Origin of the sequence: Filimonas lacunae, from assembly GCF_002355595.1 — a bacterium.
GTDB lineage: Bacteria > Bacteroidota > Bacteroidia > Chitinophagales > Chitinophagaceae > Filimonas > Filimonas lacunae.
Genome location: NZ_AP017422.1, coordinates 3,879,095 through 3,900,757, shown reverse-complemented (window position 1 = coordinate 3,900,757; position 21,663 = coordinate 3,879,095). Strand labels below are relative to the sequence as shown.

General features: G+C 44.7%; 11 protein-coding genes. 8 read left to right on the top strand and 3 right to left on the bottom strand.

Features of this window, described 5'->3' with window-relative positions; all coding sequences use genetic code 11:
- Positions 1-12: 12 nt before the first annotated feature.
- From FLA_RS15410 to FLA_RS15395, 4 genes are all read left to right on the top strand, one after another.
- Positions 13-1,539, top strand: coding sequence for a RagB/SusD family nutrient uptake outer membrane protein (locus FLA_RS15410; protein WP_076377794.1), 1,527 nt, complete (start codon positions 13-15; stop codon positions 1,537-1,539).
- Between the two features lie 3 nt (positions 1,540-1,542).
- Positions 1,543-3,474, top strand: coding sequence for a pectinesterase family protein (locus FLA_RS31725; RefSeq protein WP_076377796.1), 1,932 nt, complete (start codon positions 1,543-1,545; stop codon positions 3,472-3,474).
- 3 nt (positions 3,475-3,477) lie between these two features.
- Positions 3,478-4,392, top strand: coding sequence for an alpha/beta hydrolase (locus FLA_RS15400; RefSeq protein ID WP_076377798.1), 915 nt, complete (start codon positions 3,478-3,480; stop codon positions 4,390-4,392).
- 381 nt (positions 4,393-4,773) lie between these two features.
- Entirely contained in the window at positions 4,774-5,310 is a 537-nt protein-coding gene (locus FLA_RS15395; RefSeq protein ID WP_159445080.1) for a carboxypeptidase-like regulatory domain-containing protein, read from the top strand.
- On the opposite strand, the gene FLA_RS31720 is transcribed toward FLA_RS15395, so the two are convergent.
- The 3 genes from FLA_RS31720 to FLA_RS15380 form a co-directional block, all read right to left on the bottom strand.
- Positions 5,307-7,670 carry a Fic family protein gene (locus FLA_RS31720; RefSeq protein WP_076377802.1) on the bottom strand — a complete coding sequence of 788 codons (2,364 nt, stop codon included), beginning with the start codon at positions 7,668-7,670 and terminating at the stop codon, positions 5,307-5,309. The genes FLA_RS15395 and FLA_RS31720 overlap by 4 nt on opposite strands.
- A 365-nt stretch (positions 7,671-8,035) precedes the next feature.
- Positions 8,036-8,959 carry a helix-turn-helix transcriptional regulator gene (locus tag FLA_RS15385; RefSeq protein WP_076377804.1) on the bottom strand — a complete coding sequence of 308 codons (924 nt, stop codon included), beginning with the start codon at positions 8,957-8,959 and terminating at the stop codon, positions 8,036-8,038.
- Between the two features lie 350 nt (positions 8,960-9,309).
- Positions 9,310-11,028, bottom strand: a complete 1,719-nt coding sequence (locus tag FLA_RS15380; RefSeq protein ID WP_144263996.1) for a tetratricopeptide repeat protein — start codon at positions 11,026-11,028, stop codon at positions 9,310-9,312.
- Positions 11,029-11,225: 197 nt separating this feature from the next.
- Here FLA_RS15380 and FLA_RS15375 point away from each other — a divergent pair, with 197 nt between their 5' ends.
- The 4 genes from FLA_RS15375 to FLA_RS15360 are packed head-to-tail and all read left to right on the top strand — an operon-like array spanning position 11,226 to position 21,636.
- A complete protein-coding gene (locus FLA_RS15375) occupies positions 11,226-11,441 on the top strand; it encodes a helix-turn-helix domain-containing protein (protein ID WP_197705907.1) in 216 nt (71 codons plus the stop codon).
- A 31-nt stretch (positions 11,442-11,472) separates the two neighbouring features.
- Positions 11,473-12,495, top strand: coding sequence for a PorP/SprF family type IX secretion system membrane protein (locus FLA_RS15370; RefSeq protein ID WP_076377810.1), 1,023 nt, complete (start codon positions 11,473-11,475; stop codon positions 12,493-12,495).
- A 12-nt stretch (positions 12,496-12,507) separates the two neighbouring features.
- Positions 12,508-14,322, top strand: coding sequence for an OmpA family protein (locus FLA_RS15365; RefSeq protein WP_084206129.1), 1,815 nt, complete (start codon positions 12,508-12,510; stop codon positions 14,320-14,322).
- Positions 14,323-14,340: 18 nt separating this feature from the next.
- Entirely contained in the window at positions 14,341-21,636 is a 7,296-nt protein-coding gene (locus tag FLA_RS15360; protein ID WP_076377812.1) for a T9SS type B sorting domain-containing protein, read from the top strand.
- Positions 21,637-21,663: the final 27 nt, after the last annotated feature.

Sequence of the window (21,663 nt, the reverse complement as noted above, 5' to 3'; positions counted from 1 at the left end):
CATGGACTCGTTATGAAAATGATGATACAAAAAATATCCATCCTGTTGCTGGCAGTAGCCGCATTCAGTGGATGTACCAAGCTGGAAGAAGAACGCTATGGAAGCTTATCGCCCGAAACATATTACAGCACAGAAGCCGAAGCGTTATCTTCTGTGGTGGGCGTGTACCAGTTGTTATCGTATACCGTGCATATTGGCGATCCCTGGAGGATAGCCGAATTTGGAACAGACGAATTTATTGTACCGGGCAGGGCCAGTGGTGGCTGGTACGATGCTTCGAATATTGAGATTATACAGCATAAGGTAACACCGGCCAATGCCACTTCGGGCCGTGCGTGGACTAATATCTTCCAGGAAATAGGTACGGCTAATGCGGTGCTGGAAAGCTTGAACGCTTCGCCCAATGCTGCCAACCTGAAAGCGGTAATTGCCGAAACCAGGGCTTTACGTGCCTACGGTTATTTCTATGCAATGGACTTCTGGGGTAATGTGCCGTTGGTAACAGTAGCACGCATCGATCCTAATAACCTGCCTACCACCACCAGGCGTGCGGATGTTTTCAAGTTTGTAGAAACGGAAATGACAGCAGCGTTAGCCGATCTGCCTTCGGTGAATAATGTAAACAGAACGGCTTATTATCCCCGCTTTACCCGGGAAGCTATTTTCGCGGCACTGGCTACCATGTATCTGAATGCAGAAGTATATACCGGCACGCCGCAATGGGAAAAAGCAGCTGCTATGTGTGACAGTGTTATTAAAACCGGTGCTTATTCCCTGGAAGCCAATGTGGGTGATAATTTCTCTTCTACCAATAAGAAAACATTTAAAGAAGTGATCTCTTCTTTTTCTGTTGATCCGGCTAAAAATGCAGGCGGCAATCAGTTTATCCTGTATACCCAACATGCGTTGGATAAGCTAAAGTATAACCTGCCGTTTACCCCGGCCGATGGTTATAGTACCTACCAGGAAGCGCTGGACAGGTATGAAAATGTCGATAAAAGAAAAGGCTTGATTGAATATGGTCCGCAAACTTACCTGGATGGTACGCCGCTGTTACAATCGAATGGTCAGCAACTGGTGCTGGTGCCTGTAAAAGACCTGGTAAGTGCTGAAGACAATGAAGGTTACAAAGTATTAAAATATACGCCGATCGGTACTACGTGGAGTGGATATAATGGCGATAATGATCTTGTTTTATTAAGATATTCCGATATATTGCTTACCAAGGCGGAAGCGCTTTTCCGGATAAGTTCATCGTCAGGTGTGGCGTTAGACCTGGTAAACCAGGTAAGAGGCAGAAGCAATGCCAGCCAGCTGGGTTCACTTACATTGAAGAACCTGGAAGAAGAAAGGGCGAGAGAGTTTATATGGGAAGGCCATCGCAGAAGAGATATGATACGTTTTGGAAGTTATTTTACCAGTACCTGGGCGTTTAAAACAGGACAAACCGAGACATACCGGGGCATTTACCCGATACCATCGGAACAAATCACTGCCAACCCCAAGCTGGAACAGAATACAGGTTATCCTAAACAATAAAATATGCGTTTTTTACAAAACAGTTTAACGATTTTCTTGCTGGCAGCAACTTCGGTTGCTGCTTTTGCTCAATCTACTGCGGGCATCACCTCACAGCCCGATACCTCTTATACCAACTACAGCGCTTACCTGCATTCTAAAAAAGATAACCCCAATATTACATTGGTGACATCTTTTACAGATGCTTCGGTAGTGGAGAAGAAAGAGGTGATATACAGCACTACGGGAAAGCGTAAGCTAAAACTGGACGTTTTTTATCCAGCTGCAAAGGTTGCCAGTGCACGCACTGCTGTTGTTATCATACATGGTGGTGGGTGGCGTAGCGGCAACCGCACACAACATTATCCGCTGGCGCAAAAGCTGGCCAGTCTGGGCTATGTATGTTTTACGCCCGAATATCGGTTGTCAACCGAAGCATTATATCCGGCAGGTGTGTATGATGTAAAAGCAGCCATACGTTGGGTAAGGTTACATGCAAAGGAATACCAGGTAGATACTTCACGCGTTGTGGCTATGGGCTTTTCGGCCGGTGGCGAGCTGGCTGCTTTTATGGGCACTACCGGCAACCTGGCGACTTTTGAAGGTGCAGGTGGAAACACGGGTGTTTCTTCCCGCGTAAATGCAGTAGTGGATTTAGATGGCACCCTGTCGTTTGTGCATCCCGAAACAGGGGAGGGGGATGATAGTAAAAGAACATCCGCCGGTACCTACTGGTTTGGATATAGTAAAAAAGACAATCCTCAATTATGGGCAGATGCTTCACCGCTTACCCATGTAAGCAAGGAAACCCCGCCCACTTTGTTTATCAACAGTTCGGTAGACAGGATGCATGCCGGCCGCGAAGATTATATAAAAGCATTAAATAATTATCGTGTTTATAGTGAGGTGCGTACGTTTGATGATGCGCCACATAGCTTTCCCTTGTTTAACCCCTGGTTTGGGCCAATGGTCAATTACATTGATGGTTTTTTGAAAAAGGCTTTTACAGTTAAGTTCACGCCCCAACCCCTTACGCGTATTACTGTAGCACAGGATGGCTCCGGCCATTTTCGTACTATACAGGAAGCTATTAATGCAGTGCGTGCTTATTCACCCCTGCATATTGTTATCTCTGTAAAAAAAGGCGTGTATCATGAAAAGATAGAGATTCCATCCTGGGTAACCAATGTAGATATTATTGGTGCAGGTAAAGACAGCACCATTATCACCAATGCAGATTACTCCGGTAAGTTTCTTCATGCCGATACCACGGTAAACAAGGAGAAGTTCAGCACATTCACTTCCTATACCGTGCGTGTCATGGGCAATGATATTAATATTGCCGGTTTAACAATTGAAAATGCATCTGGCAGGGTAGGACAAGCAGTAGCCTTACATGTAGAAGGCAGCCGTTTTACCATGATCGATTGTAAGCTGCTGGGTAACCAGGATACGTTATTCACCGCCAATGATGGTAGCCAGCAATGCTTTATCAGTTGCTGGATAGAAGGTACTACTGATTTCATTTTTGGCAATGCTACCGTGGTGTTTGTGGATTGTACCATCAAAAGCCTTACTAATTCTTATGTTACGGCAGCTTCTACTACTGAGCGTCAGCAATATGGCTATGTGTTTGTAAACTGTAAACTCATTGCCGATGCAACAGCCGATAAAGTATACCTGGGGCGTCCCTGGCGGGCTAATGCCAAAGTGGTGTTTGCCAACTGCGAACTGGGTAAACACATTCGTGCAGAAGGCTGGCATAACTGGGATAACCCTGCCAATGAACAAACTGCTTATTATGCCGAGTTCAGTAACAAAGGCGAGGGTGCAGCAACCGGCGGACGTGTAGCCTGGAGCAAACAGCTTACGACAGAAGAGGGGAGCCGCTATATAGACTACCAGAAAAATATTTTTAAAGATTGGGTACCTGCGCGTTCTTTTTATAACAAATAGCTGATGAAAAAACTGATTTCTTTTTGTCTTGTAGCAGTGCTTGCCGTCAAAGGGTATGCGCAGGAATTTATCCCTTTGTGGCCTGCCGGTAAAATGCCCAACTCCAAACATATGAAGCTAACGGATAGCATTGCCAATGAGCGTGTGTTCCGGGTGGGGGTGCCAGGCATGTATGCTTTTTTTTCTTCCGAATCGGAGAATAAAAGGGCTGCTGTGGTCATATGTCCCGGTGGTGGTTATGAGCGATTGGCTTATATCATCAGCGGCACCCAGCTGGCCAAATGGTTTAATACTCTGGGTGTAAGCGCATTTGTTTTAAACTATCGGTTGCCTAATTCTGCCGACCTGGTGGAGCGTGATAAAGGCCCTTTACAGGATGCAGAGCGTGCTATTAAACTGATACGCGCTAATGCCGCACGCTGGAAAATAGATACTGCCAGGGTTGGTGTGCAAGGTTCTTCTGCCGGGGGGCACCTGGCTGCTATGCTTAGCACTAGTGTCGAAGATGTAGCTGCTATTGGCGATTCGCTGGATCAGGTGCCTTTTCATCCCAACTTTAGCATACTGGTATCGCCTGTGATAGATATGGGAACTTATGCAAATGTGGGCAGCAGAAACAATTTGCTGGGGCTTAAACCTACTGCAGCACAGATAGAAAAGTATTCCATGCAACTACAGGTAACTGAAAACACGTCGCCTGCCTTTATAGTACATGCCTTTAACGATAAAGCGGTAAGCGTGCGCAATAGCCTGCTGTATTACGGTGCATTGGTAGAAAATAATGTATCTTCTTCCATACATGTATTTCCTGCCGGAGGGCATTCTATTGCTTTGCGCAATAACCCCGGTTCTACAGAGTTGTGGACAGAGCTATGTGAAAAATGGCTGGAGGAGATCAAAATAATTGAGCGGAAGTAATGACCAGTCCGTGAGTGTGATAAAAAGAACAGGAGAGGTATATTAAAAAAAATAGGCCTGAGCCTTAGACAAGGCAGGCCGTTGCTAACCTATGAAAAACACCTAGTTTATAATGAGGTGATATAATCTTCTTTTTGTAATCGCTTATCGCGTTTGACAATGTAAACTTACACCATTTTTTTATACTGTTATCGTATTAAGCTATTTATAAGCGGTTTTTAATATTAACAATTGTGAATAATTACACTTATATGAATAAAAGTATCATACGAGGCCATATGTTTACCTGGGAAGGTAGTTGTGGCCCGTATGGAAGTTATATTGTATATCTTACTAATGGTTTTAAAGTCTCCTTCACATTTCCTGCTCTATATTTACGGGATGATACCAGCTTTAAAAATGACCGGTAAACAGGCAAAGGTTGCCATTGTGTTATTATTGATGCTGCCATTGGGGGCATTGGCGCAGGACGGCATGGGCGGTGGCGGTTTTGGACGGGGCAAGCATGGCGGCTATTTAAGGCCTTATTACTCGTCGGGCAGTATTGAAGGCCGGGTAGTGGATAGTGCCGGAAATCCTTTAAAGGGCGTATCTATTATACTGCAGCAGCGTGACAATGATCCCAACCCCGATGGGCAAAGGGATATGACGCCAGTTGCGCCTTATTATAAAGAGATCACTACTAAAAAGAATGGTAAGTTCAGCTTTACCACCTTGCGAACTTTTCACACGTTTGTGCTGGTAATTAGTGCAGAAGGCTATCGCCGCTGGGAACGGAATATTAGTTTTAGTGGTAAAATCAGTGGCCAGTTGCCGGGTGTGTCTAAAGATTCTGCCACGACGCCTTCTGTATTGGAAAGCGGCAGTTCGCCTGCCAAAGAGCTGGGCGATATACAGCTACAATCGTTGCCACGCTAGATTTTATTATATACGTTTTTATACCATTGTTCTTTGGTGCTGAGTAGGTCTTTGCCTGTGTCTTTTATTACAGGTAGTTGCTCATCAGATAATGTATTGTCAGTAGGCAGGCTGTATGTCTGTAATACTTTATACATTAATAAGCGGCTCAGGCGGCCATTGCCATCATCAAATGGATGTATAGCTACTATGTCCTGCTGTAAACCCGTAGCATACCTTTGCACCCTTTCCTGGTATACTTCGGCGGGTATGATATGCTGAATCAGCAGGTATACAGCCTGCTCCAGTCCTGTGCTGGCTGTGTTCAAAAATTTAATCATATCTTTTCTTACACTATCCTGTGCGGGCACACCATGTGTAACACTAAATGTTTGTTGTACCGGGGCATTGGCGATATCACTTTTCAAATAATCCTGCATCATGCCTTGTTCTATAGGAAAACTTTCTATTGGGTCATTACTTTCATCTGTTAAAGGCAGTTCGTTTATTTCCTTAATATACAGATTAACCCGGATGTTCTTACCTGATTGTATAGAGCCACATGTAACTGCCTTTGGTAAAGTGTTCAGCCATTTCACATAATTATCTCTTTCTGTCATAGGAAGTGTTGGATAAGCCAACAGGTTATGACCACGTAAGTTTTGCAATTCTTCAGCAGAAGGATCTTTGAGATCCTGGCCCCATCCTCTTTCTTCCGAACGGTATTCTACCTGGTCGTTAATATTCATTAAGCCTTTATACAGACTTAATACAGTATCTTCTGTTAATAGCTTACGCCTTTCAGGTTTAAGTGTCATCATCTTAGCCCAGTTAGCATGTGTTTCTTCACCGTATACTGTATCAGCACTTTCCGGAATGTTGTTGCCGCTTATTTCTACGCCTGCCTTTTTCAGTTCCTGTTTGTTAGGTTTATAGCCCATTTCAAATAAATGGCGATGTTTCTCATCTACAAGTGTGTTGGTGAGTGTTTCCTGCGAAATGGGATAGTAATCATTATTACCATGAAGCCCTATCTCATCTATCTCTTTTGTTATTTGCCTGATGGGTTTATTTAGTTCGTGAAGTATATAACAAGCAGTTTTTACACCGTCATCAACCAATGTTTTCTTTTCCCGCACCACAAATTGTACATTGGTAGGAAATAAAGCTTCCCGCTGATACCAGTTTTTAGTGCCGCTAACCAGCTGTATAAATTTGGCAGATTGCTGTTTGTCTATAATGAAAACAGTTTTGTCTGCCATGTCATTTCCGCCAAATGCCATAGTGGCAAGGCTGCCGGTAGAGGCAGACCATAAAGCAGCGGGTGTAATGGCGTCACCGTTTTCGTATGGTTGAATGCCTTCTACCCAACGGTATAAAAATTTATTGTCGTTTACATATTGGGGAAGAAGGACTAATGCGTCTTGCGCTCCCTGTAAAGAGTCAATGCGGTTTGCGAGGTCCGATTTTTTGATCTTTTTTTTGTTAGGCGTCAGATTCCAGGGCTCTTCGGTTGTTTTTGCATATTTACTATAAAGGGTATTGGCGTAGTCAGAAAGTGCTACAATAGAATCCTGCTTTTCACTATCGCTTAATAGTTTAGTAAAGGTTTCCTGATCCCGATTCAATATTTCTTCTTCATTCCCATAATCATCCAGCTTCTTTTTGTCAGTAAGCAGTTTCCCGATTTTTTCTACATAGCTTTTTACCAGTGTAATTTTGGGTGAATCTTCTTCTTCCTCGTCCTGTGCTTTTACATCTTTTTTATCCTCTGGTATGACTTCATCATTATTGCCCATTTCTATTTCTTCTACAGGTGCGTTGCTGCCATTGAAAAGTACTTCATATTTTTCACCCAGCTTTTTATCATCACCCTTCAGTAAATCTTTAGCTGCTATTAATACTGCTATATATCCAAATTTGTCTTGATTATCCTGGTACAACTTTAAAAGTTCCCTGGCTTCGTTTGCGTTCTGAATATTGCTTAGCTGATCTTGTTGCATAGGTGACAGCTCTGAATAGATAACATCTGGAATAGTTGTGGCTGTAAAAGGTGTATTTTCAACAGCAATGTTATTATAGTGTTGTCCATTGTGGGCGAATTCTTCTTCAAATGCGCTTACCTTTTCGTGTTGCTTGAAAACATACTCTATTTTTTCATCTTCAATAGGTTCATTCAGGGTTAAGCCCACCCTCAGGTTAATTTTGTTGTTTTTTTGTTTTTTCGTTGTAGTGTTATCATTGGAGTTACGTCGTTTTCGTTTGGTAGCTTTCTTTCTGGCGGGTTGTTTAACAATAGGGCCTGAAGGTGTTATCTTTTTTAGGGGTTTTAGCGGATTGAATACCGCCTGGGCCGATAAGGGTTGAAATGGATTACGCAACTGCTTTTTGGGGGAAGCAAGCAGTTGGAGAGGGTTGTCGGATACTATTCCTTGTGTTGTAGTGGGAGTGGGATCATTGACGGGTCGGTTAACTTTTATATGCAGGTAAAAATCTGTTTATCAGATGCTGTTCACTTTGCAAAGAAACTGATTAGATACTTATGGGTGACTTAAAATTAATTGCCCTTCCTGCCTGTTTTTAAACAGTGTATTTGCGAGAGGTTGATTGCTTGTTTAATGTATTGTAGTTCAATTAGTTTTGAAAAAAAGACGGCCCTATAGAAATAGGGCCGGTATATAAAAATAAACATGAGATGATGTTGTTTGTTTCACAGTGGCAATGTTCAGACAACCGTTGAGGTCTGTCAAAAACAATCCGGCATCCCGTCTTTTACCTGTTCCTGGAAAGAGGAAGGAGAGTAGCCGGTACTGGATTTAAATTTTTTAGAAAAATGCGCGTGATCGTAAAACCCTGTGGCAGTGGCTATTTCCTCTACCGATAAATTACTTTTCATCAATAGCTTTTTAGCATTATGAATGCGTTGGTGAATAACGAAATTATGTATAGATGTTCCGAATGCCGTTTTGAAATCCTTTTTTAAACGATACTCGTTGGTGGTAAACTGTTGAGATAATTGTTTAATGGATATGTTGTCGGAATAGTTATTCTGTAAAAACTCTTTTACCTTATAAATAGTAGTGAATTGCGGGTGTATTGCTTCGGCAGTGATTTCTGTAGCAGGTGTAGCGGGTGTTTGCAATTGCTTTATTACCTGTGCCAGCGATTCTTTCAGGCTGCCCGGTGATTGTGGTTGTTGTATAATGGCCAGCAACTTTTTATAGGCTGCATCGGGCATTACAACAGGCTTATCTAATGGAGGGTTGTTGGTAATTAATGGCTGAATGCTGCAATACACATGGGTGCCCTGGGGGCAAAAGGTTTGCATGTCAGGAGCCAGGTGTACCTCTTGTGTAATGTATTCGCCGGTTTGCAACAGGCATTGTTGCCTGGTGTCGGGAAACAGGGTCATTTGGCCCTGAAGCATACAGTGAAAAGAGGTGTAAGGCAGCCGGTTTATCATACGCAGATACATACCCGAAACCAGGAACAGGTAATGGATAGTAACGCAAAATTGAAGCCCGTTTATTCTTTGCGATAAAATACTGCCTTCTTTAAAAGAGGTGTATAATGGAACGGTGTCCATGATCTTATACCGCATGTATAAGTTGGGGATATGGCGTGCAATAGTGGTGGCATTGAGGAGTATGTTCAATGGCATCAAATGCATTGGATATATGTTTTAGTTTTCTGAATGTGCATTACATGGCCTGGGATAGTGCAAAAAGTGGCCGGTGGCAACTAATAGCAACTGATCCTTGCAGGACTTTCGATACGATAAAATGAATTACTTTAAGTCCGGTGGAGGATATTTCAAGTAATAAACGAGACGTATAGCTACGTGGAAGCTATACCCTTTTTCAAGGTTAGTGTTTAATTTTCTCATATGCTGTATATTAAAAATGTGCAGTTTAGGATATCGGCTATGCCTGGTATTCCGCTTCCTTAAAAATCATGAACATTCCCGGTTTTTCTGTGTAAAATCGGGAATAATATTCATAAGTGCAACATCAGGCATCACTATGCCTGTTTAATGTCCGACAGTTCGTTCAATACCTGGGCGATATCCTTATCTTCCTTAGCCTGCAGTTCTATTTTTTTGCGCAAACGGTATCGGGCTTTACGAATGCTATCTGCTGCAACGCCCTGCATATCAGCCATTTCTTTCGTGCTAAGCCCCAATTTGGTTAAGGCCAGCAGGCGTATTTCGCTTTGCGTAATACCGGGAATGTGCTGGGTGATATTGGAAAAGAAATTCTTATATACCTTTTCAAAAAGCTGTTTAAAACGCAGCCAGTCATCTTCCGATAAAATGGTGTGCGTGCGCAATTCTTTAAAAATGGCTTCTACATTCTGTGTGGCCTGTTCGGGCTGCTTTTTCAGTTGTAGAATCTCTTCCTTCACTTTCTCTATCAGCTGGTTCTTCTCTACCAGTATGTTGGCATATTCCAACAATTTTTCTTCATTGTTCTTATTGTCGCGTTTTAAACGCAAAGCCGTTTGTACTGCCACTACAATGGCCAGCACGCATATAATAATAAGTGCGTTGCGCAAAAGGATGTTCTTTTTTTCTTCACTGCGCAGCAGCTCCAGCTGGTATAGGTTGTTTTCTTTTATCAGCTTTATTTGTACGGTAGCTTTTTCCCTGCTTTCGCGCGAATGAAAAAGACTGTCTTTATACAAAGCCATAGAGTCCAGCGCAGGGATCAGGGCCGTGCTATTGCCTTGCATGCGCAGGGTTTTGCACAGGTTCATGTACATAAAGTAATAGATGGTGTATAGCGACTTTAGCTGCATATTGGGCTTTTGCGCATTCACCAGGTTGCGGCATTCTGCTATATAATAAAGTGATTGTTCCGGTTTTTTACGCAGCAGGGCAATGCTGCTTAGCGACATGCTGCTCAGGCAGGCACTTGTCCAGTTTTGCTTTAACACACTTATCTGGTGGTCTTTCTGCATATACTGTTCGGCTTCATCCAGTCTGCCTGCTCCCATGTAATTATACCCGATATTGCCCGACACATCTCCTATATAAGTGGTATCCTGCGCAGCTTCTGCTTTGTGCAGGGCTACCATAAAGCACGAGTCGGATAAACGGGCTTCGCCGGTTACCCGGTAAATAAGCCCCAGTATATTATAGCACGAAATGTCGGTAATGGCAGAAGGCATGGGGTGTTGCATGGCTTCTTTTACATAGCGCAGTGCTTCGGGCAAATCTTCGTAATAATAAAAGAAGGCATAGGAGAGATCGAACAGGTATTGCGCCATATCCGGAAAATACTCGTAACCCAGGTTTTCCATCAGTGTATGGGCGCGAAGCAGTTTTTCCAGTCCTGTGGCATAGCGGTCCTGCTTATACGCATTGTTGCCTACCAGGTGCAGCATCACAGGCTCCAGATATTTCAGCCGGCGCAAATGAGCCAGTTCCAGGGCTTCTTCGAGGTATTGCTGTGCTTTGGGTAAATTATTGCGGCGGGTGTAATATTCAGCTGCAAAAGCAAGGGAAGCTATATGCACTTCCGGATCAGCTTTATTGTCTGCCGCTTCTGTCCAGGCTTCCTCACGCGCCAGTATCTTTTTCTCATCCGCATTCGCAAACTGGTTATTCAATAACCGGTTTACATAGGGAATCTTCTCATAGTCTTTCAGTAAGAAAATACTATCAGTTGTTTGTTGGCTATGTAACAACGGGTGAAACAATAGAGATCCCAGTAAAGTACAGACTATTCTCAAAAACATGGTAAGGCAGTTGCTCTGGTAAAGATGCAATATATGGTTTTCGCAGTGGATTACCATAACTAAATCCTGTCCATGTTTTATGGACAAATACTTATAAGTGTTTGATTAACAAATAGTAGATTGTCTGATTTTTGTACGTATGCGTTATTAGGGTCTCTGGAGGTTTCTGCCTAGTTTGCAAGTAGAATCTGATGATTATGGAAAATATAACTACTGCTTACAGGCTTATATCACGAAGAGAAAAAGAGATACTGCAACTGGTAGCACAGGGACATACATCCAGTACCATTGCCACTCAACTTTTTTTAAGTAAGCGCACGGTAGAGAATCACCGGGTGAATATTTTAAAAAAGCTGGCGGTAAAAAATACAGTGAGTATGCTATCGCGGGCCAGGGAATACAACCTTCTCTAATAGCCATTACTTACCCAAAAACTAATTGTCCATGAATCCAAAACTAACGGGCAGGCTATGTACCATAGCTTCTGTCGTTCTATTGTCCTTTCTTTTTCCGGGTCGCATGCACGCACAGGTCGATCCGCATTTTACACAATATTATGTACATCCTTCCTGGTTAAACCCGGCTTTAACCGGCGCTTTTGATGGGGCATATCGTGCATCGGCTATTTATCGTAATCAATGGAGCAATGTTTCCAGTCCCTTTTCCACTATAGGCGCATCGTTAGATTTTACCACACCTAAAAACCTGAACCTGGGCGTAAACCTGCTGGGGCAGCGTGCCGGTAATGGCGGGTATGGTTATACTACCGGATATGCCAATGCGGCATATACTGGCGTACGCTGGGGGGCTATGCAACAGCACCGGGTTGTGCTGGCTTTACAGGCGGGTTTGATACAACGTAAGTTTAATCCTTCCAAGTTAACTTTTGGCGATCAGTGGAACCCCGTTACCGGAGGTAATACAAATGTATCGGCTGAGGTGTTTGGCCGTACTTCTTATACTACGTTTGATGCAGGCGCAGGCGCTTTGTATTTTGATGCCACACCAGGAAAGAAAGCTAATGTATTTGGTGGCTTTTCCGTATCGCATTTAACACAGCCGGCAGACAGGTTTGCCAGCAATGATGGCACTGCTAAGGTGCCTGTGCGTTATATTATACATGCAGGGGTGCGTTTATATATGAGTGAAACAGTGGCGCTTACTCCCAATGCTTTATACCTGCGTCAGGGTAATGCTACAGAAACCATGCTGGGCGCTTATGCACAGCTGAAAGCGACTGCATCCACCAGTTTATTACTGGGAGCCAACTATCGGTGGAAGGATGCTGTTGCCATACAGGCAGGGCTTAACTATGATAATATGCTTATCAGTGCCGCGTACGACATCAATACTTCCGGGTTGGGCAAGATGGCACGCGGAGCCAGTAGCTTTGAAATATCGCTGGCATTTACCGCGAAGCAAAAAGTGAAAACGCCTGAGGTGGAATTTGTATGTCCCAGACTTTAAAATACCTGTAACATGAAATGGATCGCTAAATTATATATCGTGTGTGCTATTGGAGCCACACTGGCCAGCCCCGGGTTATATGCGCAACGTAGTGCGGGCTATCTGAAGGCTGCTGATAAATATTTTAACCGTGCTGAGTATGCTTCTGCTGCTACCTATTACGAAAAATACCTGAACGCCGGCAAAGGCGTTACCGCTGCTAACAGCGACCCCTATGCCGTTATGCAGGCAGGTGTAACAGGCAACGTGTCGTCACCGGGTAATCAGCGCTTAACGGCTATATATCACCTGGCAGAAAGTTACCGCCTGTTAACCGATTATACAAAAGCTGCACCTTATTATAAGGAAGTATTGGAAGCTGATGATAAACAGTTTTTGCTGGCGCAGTACCAGTATGCAGTGGTGTTAAGAACCCAGGGGGAATATGCTGCGGCAGAAAGCGTCTGTAGTGCTTTTCTGAAAAATTATACTACAGTTGATGAGTGGCATGCAAAGGCCACTGCAGAGCTGGCTAATCTACAGTTTATTCAACAGCAGCTGGCTAATGCAGACACAGCTAAATATGTGTTTCATAAACCTGTAGACGGTAAAGCCGGCGCCAGTTATGCACCGTTATGGCTCAATGCTTCCACAGTATTGTTTACCGCCACCTGGCAGGAGGGGAATGCTTCGCATATTAACCGCCTGTACCAGGCTACGTATAGTAATGGCAACTTCACCGATGTTGTAAAAACCAATTTACCTGTGGTGGCTGCCCATCAGGGAGCGGCAGCGGTGAGTGAAGATGGCCTTACCTTATATTTCACTGCATGGAATGTGGTGAATGGAGAAAAACATGCGGCTATTTATTCCAGCACGCATGCCACTGTAACAGATGCTGTATGGAGTAAGCCGGTATTGTTGAGTGCAGCTATTAATGCCACCGGCAGCAATACACAACAGCCTCACCTGATGCCAGGCGGCAAACAATTGTTATATGTAAGTGATAAGCCTGGCGGACAAGGAGGGTATGATATATGGTATGCCACGCTGGATAGCAAGGGACAGGTGATAGCTACTGCCAATGCCGGAAAAGTAATCAATACTCCCGGTAACGAGCAGGCACCTTATTATCACGCACCTTCCGGTACACTGGTGTTTACAACAGATGGCCGCACTGGTATGGGTGGCTACGATCTGTTTTACAGTAAAGGTACACCAGGGTATTTTGCAGCGCCTGTTAACTTCGGTTATCCTGTCAACTCCGTAAAAGACGATATGTACTTTGCCAGTTCAGGCAAAGGAGAGGATATACTGGAAAATGTATTATTCTGCAGTGACCGTTCAGCAACCTGTTGCCTCGAGTTACTGGCTTTGCAGGTAAAACCAGCGCCTGTAGCCGTTAAACCTGAACCGGTACAGCAGGTGACTGAGCAGCCGGTAGTAACCGTAACAGAGCCACTGGTGGTGATACCTCGTAATCCGGCACAACCGATGGTATTGAATCATGTGTATTATACCCTTAACAGTGCCGAAATACAGCCGGCCTCCTTCCCGGCCTTGAACCAGCTGGCCGATTCTTTACTGGCCAACCCACACATGGTCGTTGAAATAGGAGGTCATACTGACAGTACCGGTTCCGGGGCATTGAACCAGGCTTTATCGCAAAGCAGGGCAGATCATGTGAAGGCTTACCTGGTTTCGAAAGGAGTGAACAAAAACAGGATCAGTGCCAAAGGATATGGTTCTGATAAACCACTGGCCCCGAATACGTATCCTGATGGAACAGATAATCCGGAAGGACGTGAGAAGAACAGACGTACCGAAATAACAATCATCAGGAAATAACATCCAAAACTAATTGCAATGAATATAAAACTGCCTGCACTTTTTGTATTGCTGTGTATGCTACCATGCATTGCCCTGCGGGCCCAGGTAGATATTACCCTGGGTACTGCCACAACGGCCAATGTGGGTAGCGAAGCCCCTTGCCCCTTACAGGATTATTTAGAAGGAACCCGTGCCCAGTACCTGTTTACCGCGGCAGAACTCAATGCCGCAGGTATGCAGGCGGGTACTATTTCGGGTATTAAGTTTACTGTAAACGCATTGGGATCCTTTTCCGGTAAAATTGAAGAGTATGCTATACGTATGGGAACTACCAATGTAAGCACTTTAAACCAAGATGTGTTTGAAACCATACCGGCTACTAATTTGTATGGTCCTGTGGATTATATACCTGCAGTGGGGGTAAACACCTTTACGTTTGCCACACCTTTTATATGGGATGGAAGAAGCAACCTGATTGTAGAAGTGTGTAACGGGGCGGCCAACAACGCTACCGCCAATACCTATTCCAGCAATCCTTTTGTAACTTACACTACCGGGTTTTCTTTTAATGCTTCGCATACTTACCGGGCCAATAACCTGGGAAACCTGTGTGGTACTACTGGTGTGGCAAGCGGTACTGCTACAACCCGGCCTAATATTATTTTTACCTATACAACAGCGCCTGCCTGTTCAGGCGCTCCGGTTGCGGGTGCTGCGGTTTCCTCTGTTACCACTATTTGCCCAAACACTACCTTTTTGTTAGGTCTTACCGGGGCCTCTGTTGCCACAGGTTTAAGTTACCAGTGGCAAAACTCCGTAAACAATATCAGTTGGGCCAATATTCCCGGCGCTACCAATGCTGTTTTAAATACTCAGCAAAGCACTTCTGCTTATTACCGTTGTGTGGTAAGTTGTAACAATGGGGGCGCCAGCAATAACAGCGCTTCGGTATATGTAACGGTGCCACCTGTAGCTGCCGGTAACTTCACCATTAACAGTGCAGTAGCTACGGGGGGGAATAACTTTCAAAGTTTTGCTGAGGCATACAGCTATATTAAATGCGGTATTAACGGGCCGGTAGTATTTGATGTGGTGGCAGGCAGTGGTCCTTATAACGAGCAATTGATTATGGCCCCTGTTGCCGGTGCATCTGCTATTAACACCATTACTTTCAATGGTAACGGAGCTACCATCAAATACAGTTCTTCTAATTCCAACGAAAGAGCCGTTATAAAACTGAATGGAGCAGATCATGTCCGCTTTAATAACCTCACTATTGATGCTACAGGAACCTCCACTACATATGGGTATGGTGTGCAGCTGATCAACGATGCTGATTCCAACACGGTACGCAACTGTTCTATCCTGTGCAATAAATTAGCAGCTTATTCCAATAGCTATGCAGGCATCGTTATCAACTCTTCGGCCAGCAGCGCTACTACTATGGGGGCTACTTTGTGCGATAGCAATAGTATTGTAAACAATACCATCACCGGCGGTTATGCGGGGGTTACAGTTATAGGTAGCAACACTGATGCTATTATGCGCAACCTGGTGCAGGGCAATACGCTGAAGGATGGTTATAACTACGGTGTATATGTAGCAGGTTCTTTTTCGACTATCATCAGTAGGAATGACATCAGCAGACCTGCCTTAACATCGCCCGGAGATTTTTACGGGGTATGGGTAAGCAGTTTAAATACCAACATGCTGGTAAGTGGTAACCGTATTCACGATCCGTTTACGGCAGCGCCTTCCAGCACGAATACTTTTTATGGCATCTATCACAGTAATTCCGATGCCATATCGGGTCTGGAACATAAGATCTATAATAACCTTATTTACAGGGTAAACGGGGCAGGGGCTCAGTATGGCATTTATAACAATGGTTCTGACTACACACTGTATTATCACAATACAATTTCATTGGACGATATCAACAGCACCTCTGCCAATGTAACCCGTGCTTATTACCAGAACACACAGGCTATTGGCATTCAGCTGTTCAATAATATCATCACCGTAACCCGGGGAGGAACAGGCACCAAGCATGTGTTGTATCGTAGCACAAACATTACCAGTGATTCGCTGAACAAAAATGATTACTACATCAGTGCGCTTAACAGTGCATTGGGTTTTTATAATAATGTAAACTATTACACGCTGGCTACCTGGAAAGCAGGCGCTTTGCAGGATGCGGCTTCTTTTGCTTATAACCCCTTGTATAAAGACACAGTGAATGGCAATTACATGCCCACATCACTGGTGCTGGATAACCGTGGCGAGCCTTTGAGTGTAGCGGCAGATATCACCAGTGCTGTCCGCAGTGCTTCTACCCCCGACCTGGGAGCTTACGAATTTTCCTTACCTCCTTGCAACACCAGCCCCATAGCGGGTACATCTGTAGCCACCCCCAACAGCGGCGTTTGTTTAAGTACCAGTGTGCAACTGAATTTAGCAGGCAATACCACCGGTTCCGGTCAATCAGTGCAGTGGCAGTATGCTACTGCGGCGGCAGGGCCTTATTCCAATGCAGGTGGGGCATTGCCCTATCCCGATACGGCGATATATGCGCCAGCTAACGGTTATTACCAGGCCGTGCTTACCTGTGGGGGCAATACAGCTACTTCTGTGCCGGTGCGGGTAACGGTTAATCCTGGTATTCCTGCCGGATTGTATACTATTAACCCGGGCGCTGCAGTAAGCGCCACCAACTTCCAGACCATTGGAGCTGCTGTTAAGGCGATGGAGTGCGGTATTGGAGGAGCGGTAACTTTTGATATTTATCCCGGTACCTATAACGAGCAGGTGAGAATCAATGCTATTGCCGGCGCAGGAGCCAATAGCCGTATTACTTTCAGAAGCCTTACCGGTAATGCAGGTTCGGTAGTGATTACTTCTGCCGCAGCGGCTACTTTAACCAACTATGTGCTGCAGCTGGATAGCGCCGCTTACATAACGTTTAAAAATGTATCTATCACCAGTACCAATACTACCTTTTCCCGTGCAGTAGATATTGCCAACCTGGCTGCGCACGATAGTATACTCAACTGTATTATCACCGTGCCGGCGGCCACCTCTACCGCTAATACCAGTGCAGGTATTTTCAGCAATGCCGGTATTGGAAGCGGTAATGCTATAGTGGGAAACACTATTACCGGCGGAGCTAATGGCATTTATTTTGCCGGCGTGTCTGCCACTGTACCCACTGCTGATAACACTATTGCAGGCAATACTATCAGCGGTACTTATTACTATGGCATTTATGCCGCTTACAATAAACGCATACTTATTGCCGGAAATACAGTGGCCGTAGCTACGCCTGCCAATTCCGCAACCTATGGTATTTATGCAACTTATTGTGATACTGCCTACCAGGTAACAGGTAATAATATTACTATTAGTAACATTACCGGCAATGCGTACGGTTTATTTGTTAACTATTGCCGCAGTAGCAATGCGTTGAGAGGGATAGTTAATAACAATAAAATCATTGGCGTAAATAATAACACGGGCGGTATCTATGGCTTTTACCAGTCTTTTTCTATCGGGAATAATTCTGTAAACAACGTCGTGAATATAAAAACTGCAGGTGCTATTGCCTACGGTATTTACAGCAACAACGATAATGATATTAATTATTGGAATAATACTGTGCAAAATGCTTCTGCCAGCACGGCTGCTACCAATGTTGCGGCTTACTTTGATCATAACTTCTATTATTATTCTGTGCAGTTGAGAAATAACATTTTTTCGCACACCGGTGGTAATAAGGCAATGACGGTAACCGGTTATAGTTTTGTAAACAGTGATTATAATATGCTGTACAGCAGCGGCAGTACTTTAATTAACAGCACTGTTTTGTCTGCTGCTTATACTTCTTTAAGTGGATGGCAACAAGCCACCGGATGGGATATCAACTCTATCAGCTTTCAGCCGGCTTTTACCAATAGCGAGGCATTACAACCAGATGTAAATAATGAAAATGTGTGGGCAATGCATGGCAGGGGTGTACAGTTGCCCGCTAATACTTCTGATTTCAATAATAACAGCCGTCCGGCTGTTTTACAGGCGGGCGTACCAGATCTTGGAGCTTATGAATTTGTGCCTGTATCAGAACCTGTGGCATTAACGGCTACGCCTGCAACTCCGGCTGCCGGTACCACACAAACCTTTACCCTGGGTACAGATGTAGTGGCCCGTATTACCTGGCCAACTGGTGCTTTGGTACCGCCTTCTTTAACTTTACGCCGCTATTCCGGTGTGTTGCCGGCGGGCATTCCGAGTGCTAATTCGGGTATGTATTTTTATCTGTCTGCTACCAATGTTGCGGCAGGTAATTACCAGGCTGTCGTAGAGCAGCATTATGTGCCTTCCTGGCTAGGATTTATTCCAGATCCGGGTTATATTAAAACCGGAAAAACCATTGCCGGAGGCAACTGGACGGTAACTGCAGAAAGTGTGGTGGATACCATGACTTATACTTTTACGGATACGGCTGTAACGCAACTGGATAAGTTTACAGGTCTGTCTAACGGTAAAGTGGCTGTTACCATACCAGATATTGTATATAACTCTTTGGATTCCACCAACCGTGGCCAGGAATTCTGGTTGCCCTATGGTAATACATTGCCCTTTAAAACAAACAACAACCAGGAATTATTACTGTATCTGAGTGCAGAAAAAGAGGCTCATGTAACAGTAAGTGTAAATGGAACAGCTTATTCTAAAACGTATACAGTAGCTGCCAACTCGGTAACCGTTACGCAAAATATTCCTAAGGCTGGCGCTAACGATGCACGATTACTTACCGAAGGTTTGTATAACAGGGGCATCCATGTTACCAGCGACGCACCTGTTGCTGTATTTGCTGCACAATATATACCCCAGGGTGAGACAGGCAATGCAGCTGCTATGTTATTGCCGGTTGGTACTTATGGATATGATTATACCAGCATCAACCTGAGACAACGCGTTTTTAGCTCATATGATGTAAATCCGGGTTATTCGTGGGTGAATGTAATAGCCTCACATGATAGCACGGTAGTAAAAATCACGCCTGCTAATCCTACCGTAGGAGGGCGTGCAGCAGGAGTTCCATTTACGGTTATGCTTCAGAAAGGTCAGGTGTACCAGGTGTTGGGGGCGGTTATTAATGATGATCCTACATTAAATAGTCATGACGAAAGTTATGACCTTACCGGCACGCGGGTATTATCGGTAGCTAATGAGTCGGGTAACTGTTATCCCATTGCGGTTTTCTCGGGTAGCAGCCACGATTACTTTGGTTGTGGTCCCATACTGCCTTTAACCGGTGATAACTATATTCAGCAAAATTTCCCCACCCAGGCATGGGGAAGAGAATATTTAACGGCGCCTGTTTCGGGTACAGCCGGAGCAAGTGGCCTGTTGTATAACATATACAGGATTGCCGTAAAAGATGTGGCAACAGTGGTAAAAAGAAACGGTACGGTATTAACCGGCCTGGTAGTACCGGGTAATTATTACGAGTATACCAGTAATACGGCTGATCATATTGAAGCCGATCAGCCGGTAACAGTTGCCCAGGTAACTCCTGCTAACTTGTCCTGTGGCAATAGCAGTGGTGATGTAGAGGTGATTTATCTGAGTGCTGTTACGCAGAGTGTAGCCAAAGCGCTTGTGCCTCGCATGATGCATTCTGCTACCACACAACAAAATCTTACCCTCATCGTACCAACGGCAGCATTATCCTCTTTGCAGGTAGATGGCAGCAGCACGTTCGACTATACTTATGCGCATCCCAATATGAGTGGTTATACAGTAGTAGTAAAGCAATGGACTTCTGTTGTAAGCGGTAGCGCAGTAATTACCTGCGATCAGCCATTTACCGGTATTTCTTATGGCTATGGTTTTTTGAATAACTATGTCTACAATGTGGGCATGCGTATTAACAGTCAGGAAGTAGTTACCAGCATTAGCAACACGTTAAATAGCACAGCTACTGCTACCAGTGCCTATACCTGTGCCCGTGCGCCTTTCCGTCCTACTATTTCTGTACCCTTACTGGCAGAGGAAATTACGTGGAAATTCAGTGCTTTGGCCGGAGCAACACCTGGTAATGACGTAGTGCTGGCCAGTCCTGCGCCGGTTGCTTCTTATGTAAAAAGTGGCCTTACTTATTACACTTATACGCTGGCACAGGATTGTTCTATTGCAGCAGCAGGAGAATATGTAATACCGGTAATTGTAAAACACAGCAGTTTGGAAGGATGTAGTAAAACGCTTACCTATCCGCTGAATGTGTTGGTGAAAGATGCTCCGGTGGCCGACTTTACGGCTACGCCTGCTGCTGTTTGCGCAGGTAAAAGCAGAACATTGGATGCAAGTTCTGTAGCAGATTTCACTATCAACCGCTGGAACTGGATTTTTTCTGATAATACTACAGCCAGTGGTGAGCAAACCAGCAAAGCCTTTGTGATTGGCGGCACACAATACGATACGCTGCGCATTATTTCTATAGAAGGCTGTGTGGATGATACGGTAAAAGCAGTAACTATTTACGAAGCACCTGCGGTGGCGCTGGTGGCAGACGAAGTGAATATTTGCCCTAACGAAACAGGTACGTTACAAATAAACAATCCTGAAACAGGGGTGATCTATAACTGGTTTACAGTGGCTACGGATGGTACTGCTGTCGGCTCCGGCACCTCACACAATGTTACTGCTACGGGTGTATATTATGCAGAAGCAACTTCGGCACAAGGTTGTATAAGCCTTACCCGTGCCCAGGCCGAAGTGACTATATATGAAGCACTGGCTGCACCGGTGGTGAAGGTAGACTCGGCAGGTGTAACCTTTGTGCACTTTAGCTGGGAGGCAGTGCCGGGTGCAGTGAGCTATGAAGTATCTACGGATGGCGGTGCTACTTATCATATACCTTCTTCGGGTGCAACAGGTTTAACACATACCGTTAGTCCGCTGGCACCCATGGCCCAGGTTACGCTACTGGTACGGGCCAATGGCGCGGTAAGTTGTGTGCAGGGCGTTTCTGTAGCTGTTTCCGGGCAGGCTTTGCCCGACCAGGTATATGTGCCTAATGCATTTACTCCTAATAATGATGGGTTAAACGATACCTGGCAGGTATATGGCTATTCGTTCAATAACATGCGTGTGCTGGTGTTTAACCAGTGGGGGGGTAAAGTGTTTGAAGGCACCGGAAAACAAACTAACTGGGATGGCAGTAGTGGCGGCAAGCCGCAGCCATCGGGCGTGTATATGTATGTGATTGAATTGACAATGAACGACGGTTCTAAACAAAATAAAAAAGGTTCCATTAACCTGGTGAGGTAATGGGATAACCTTTCAGTAAAAGGGCGC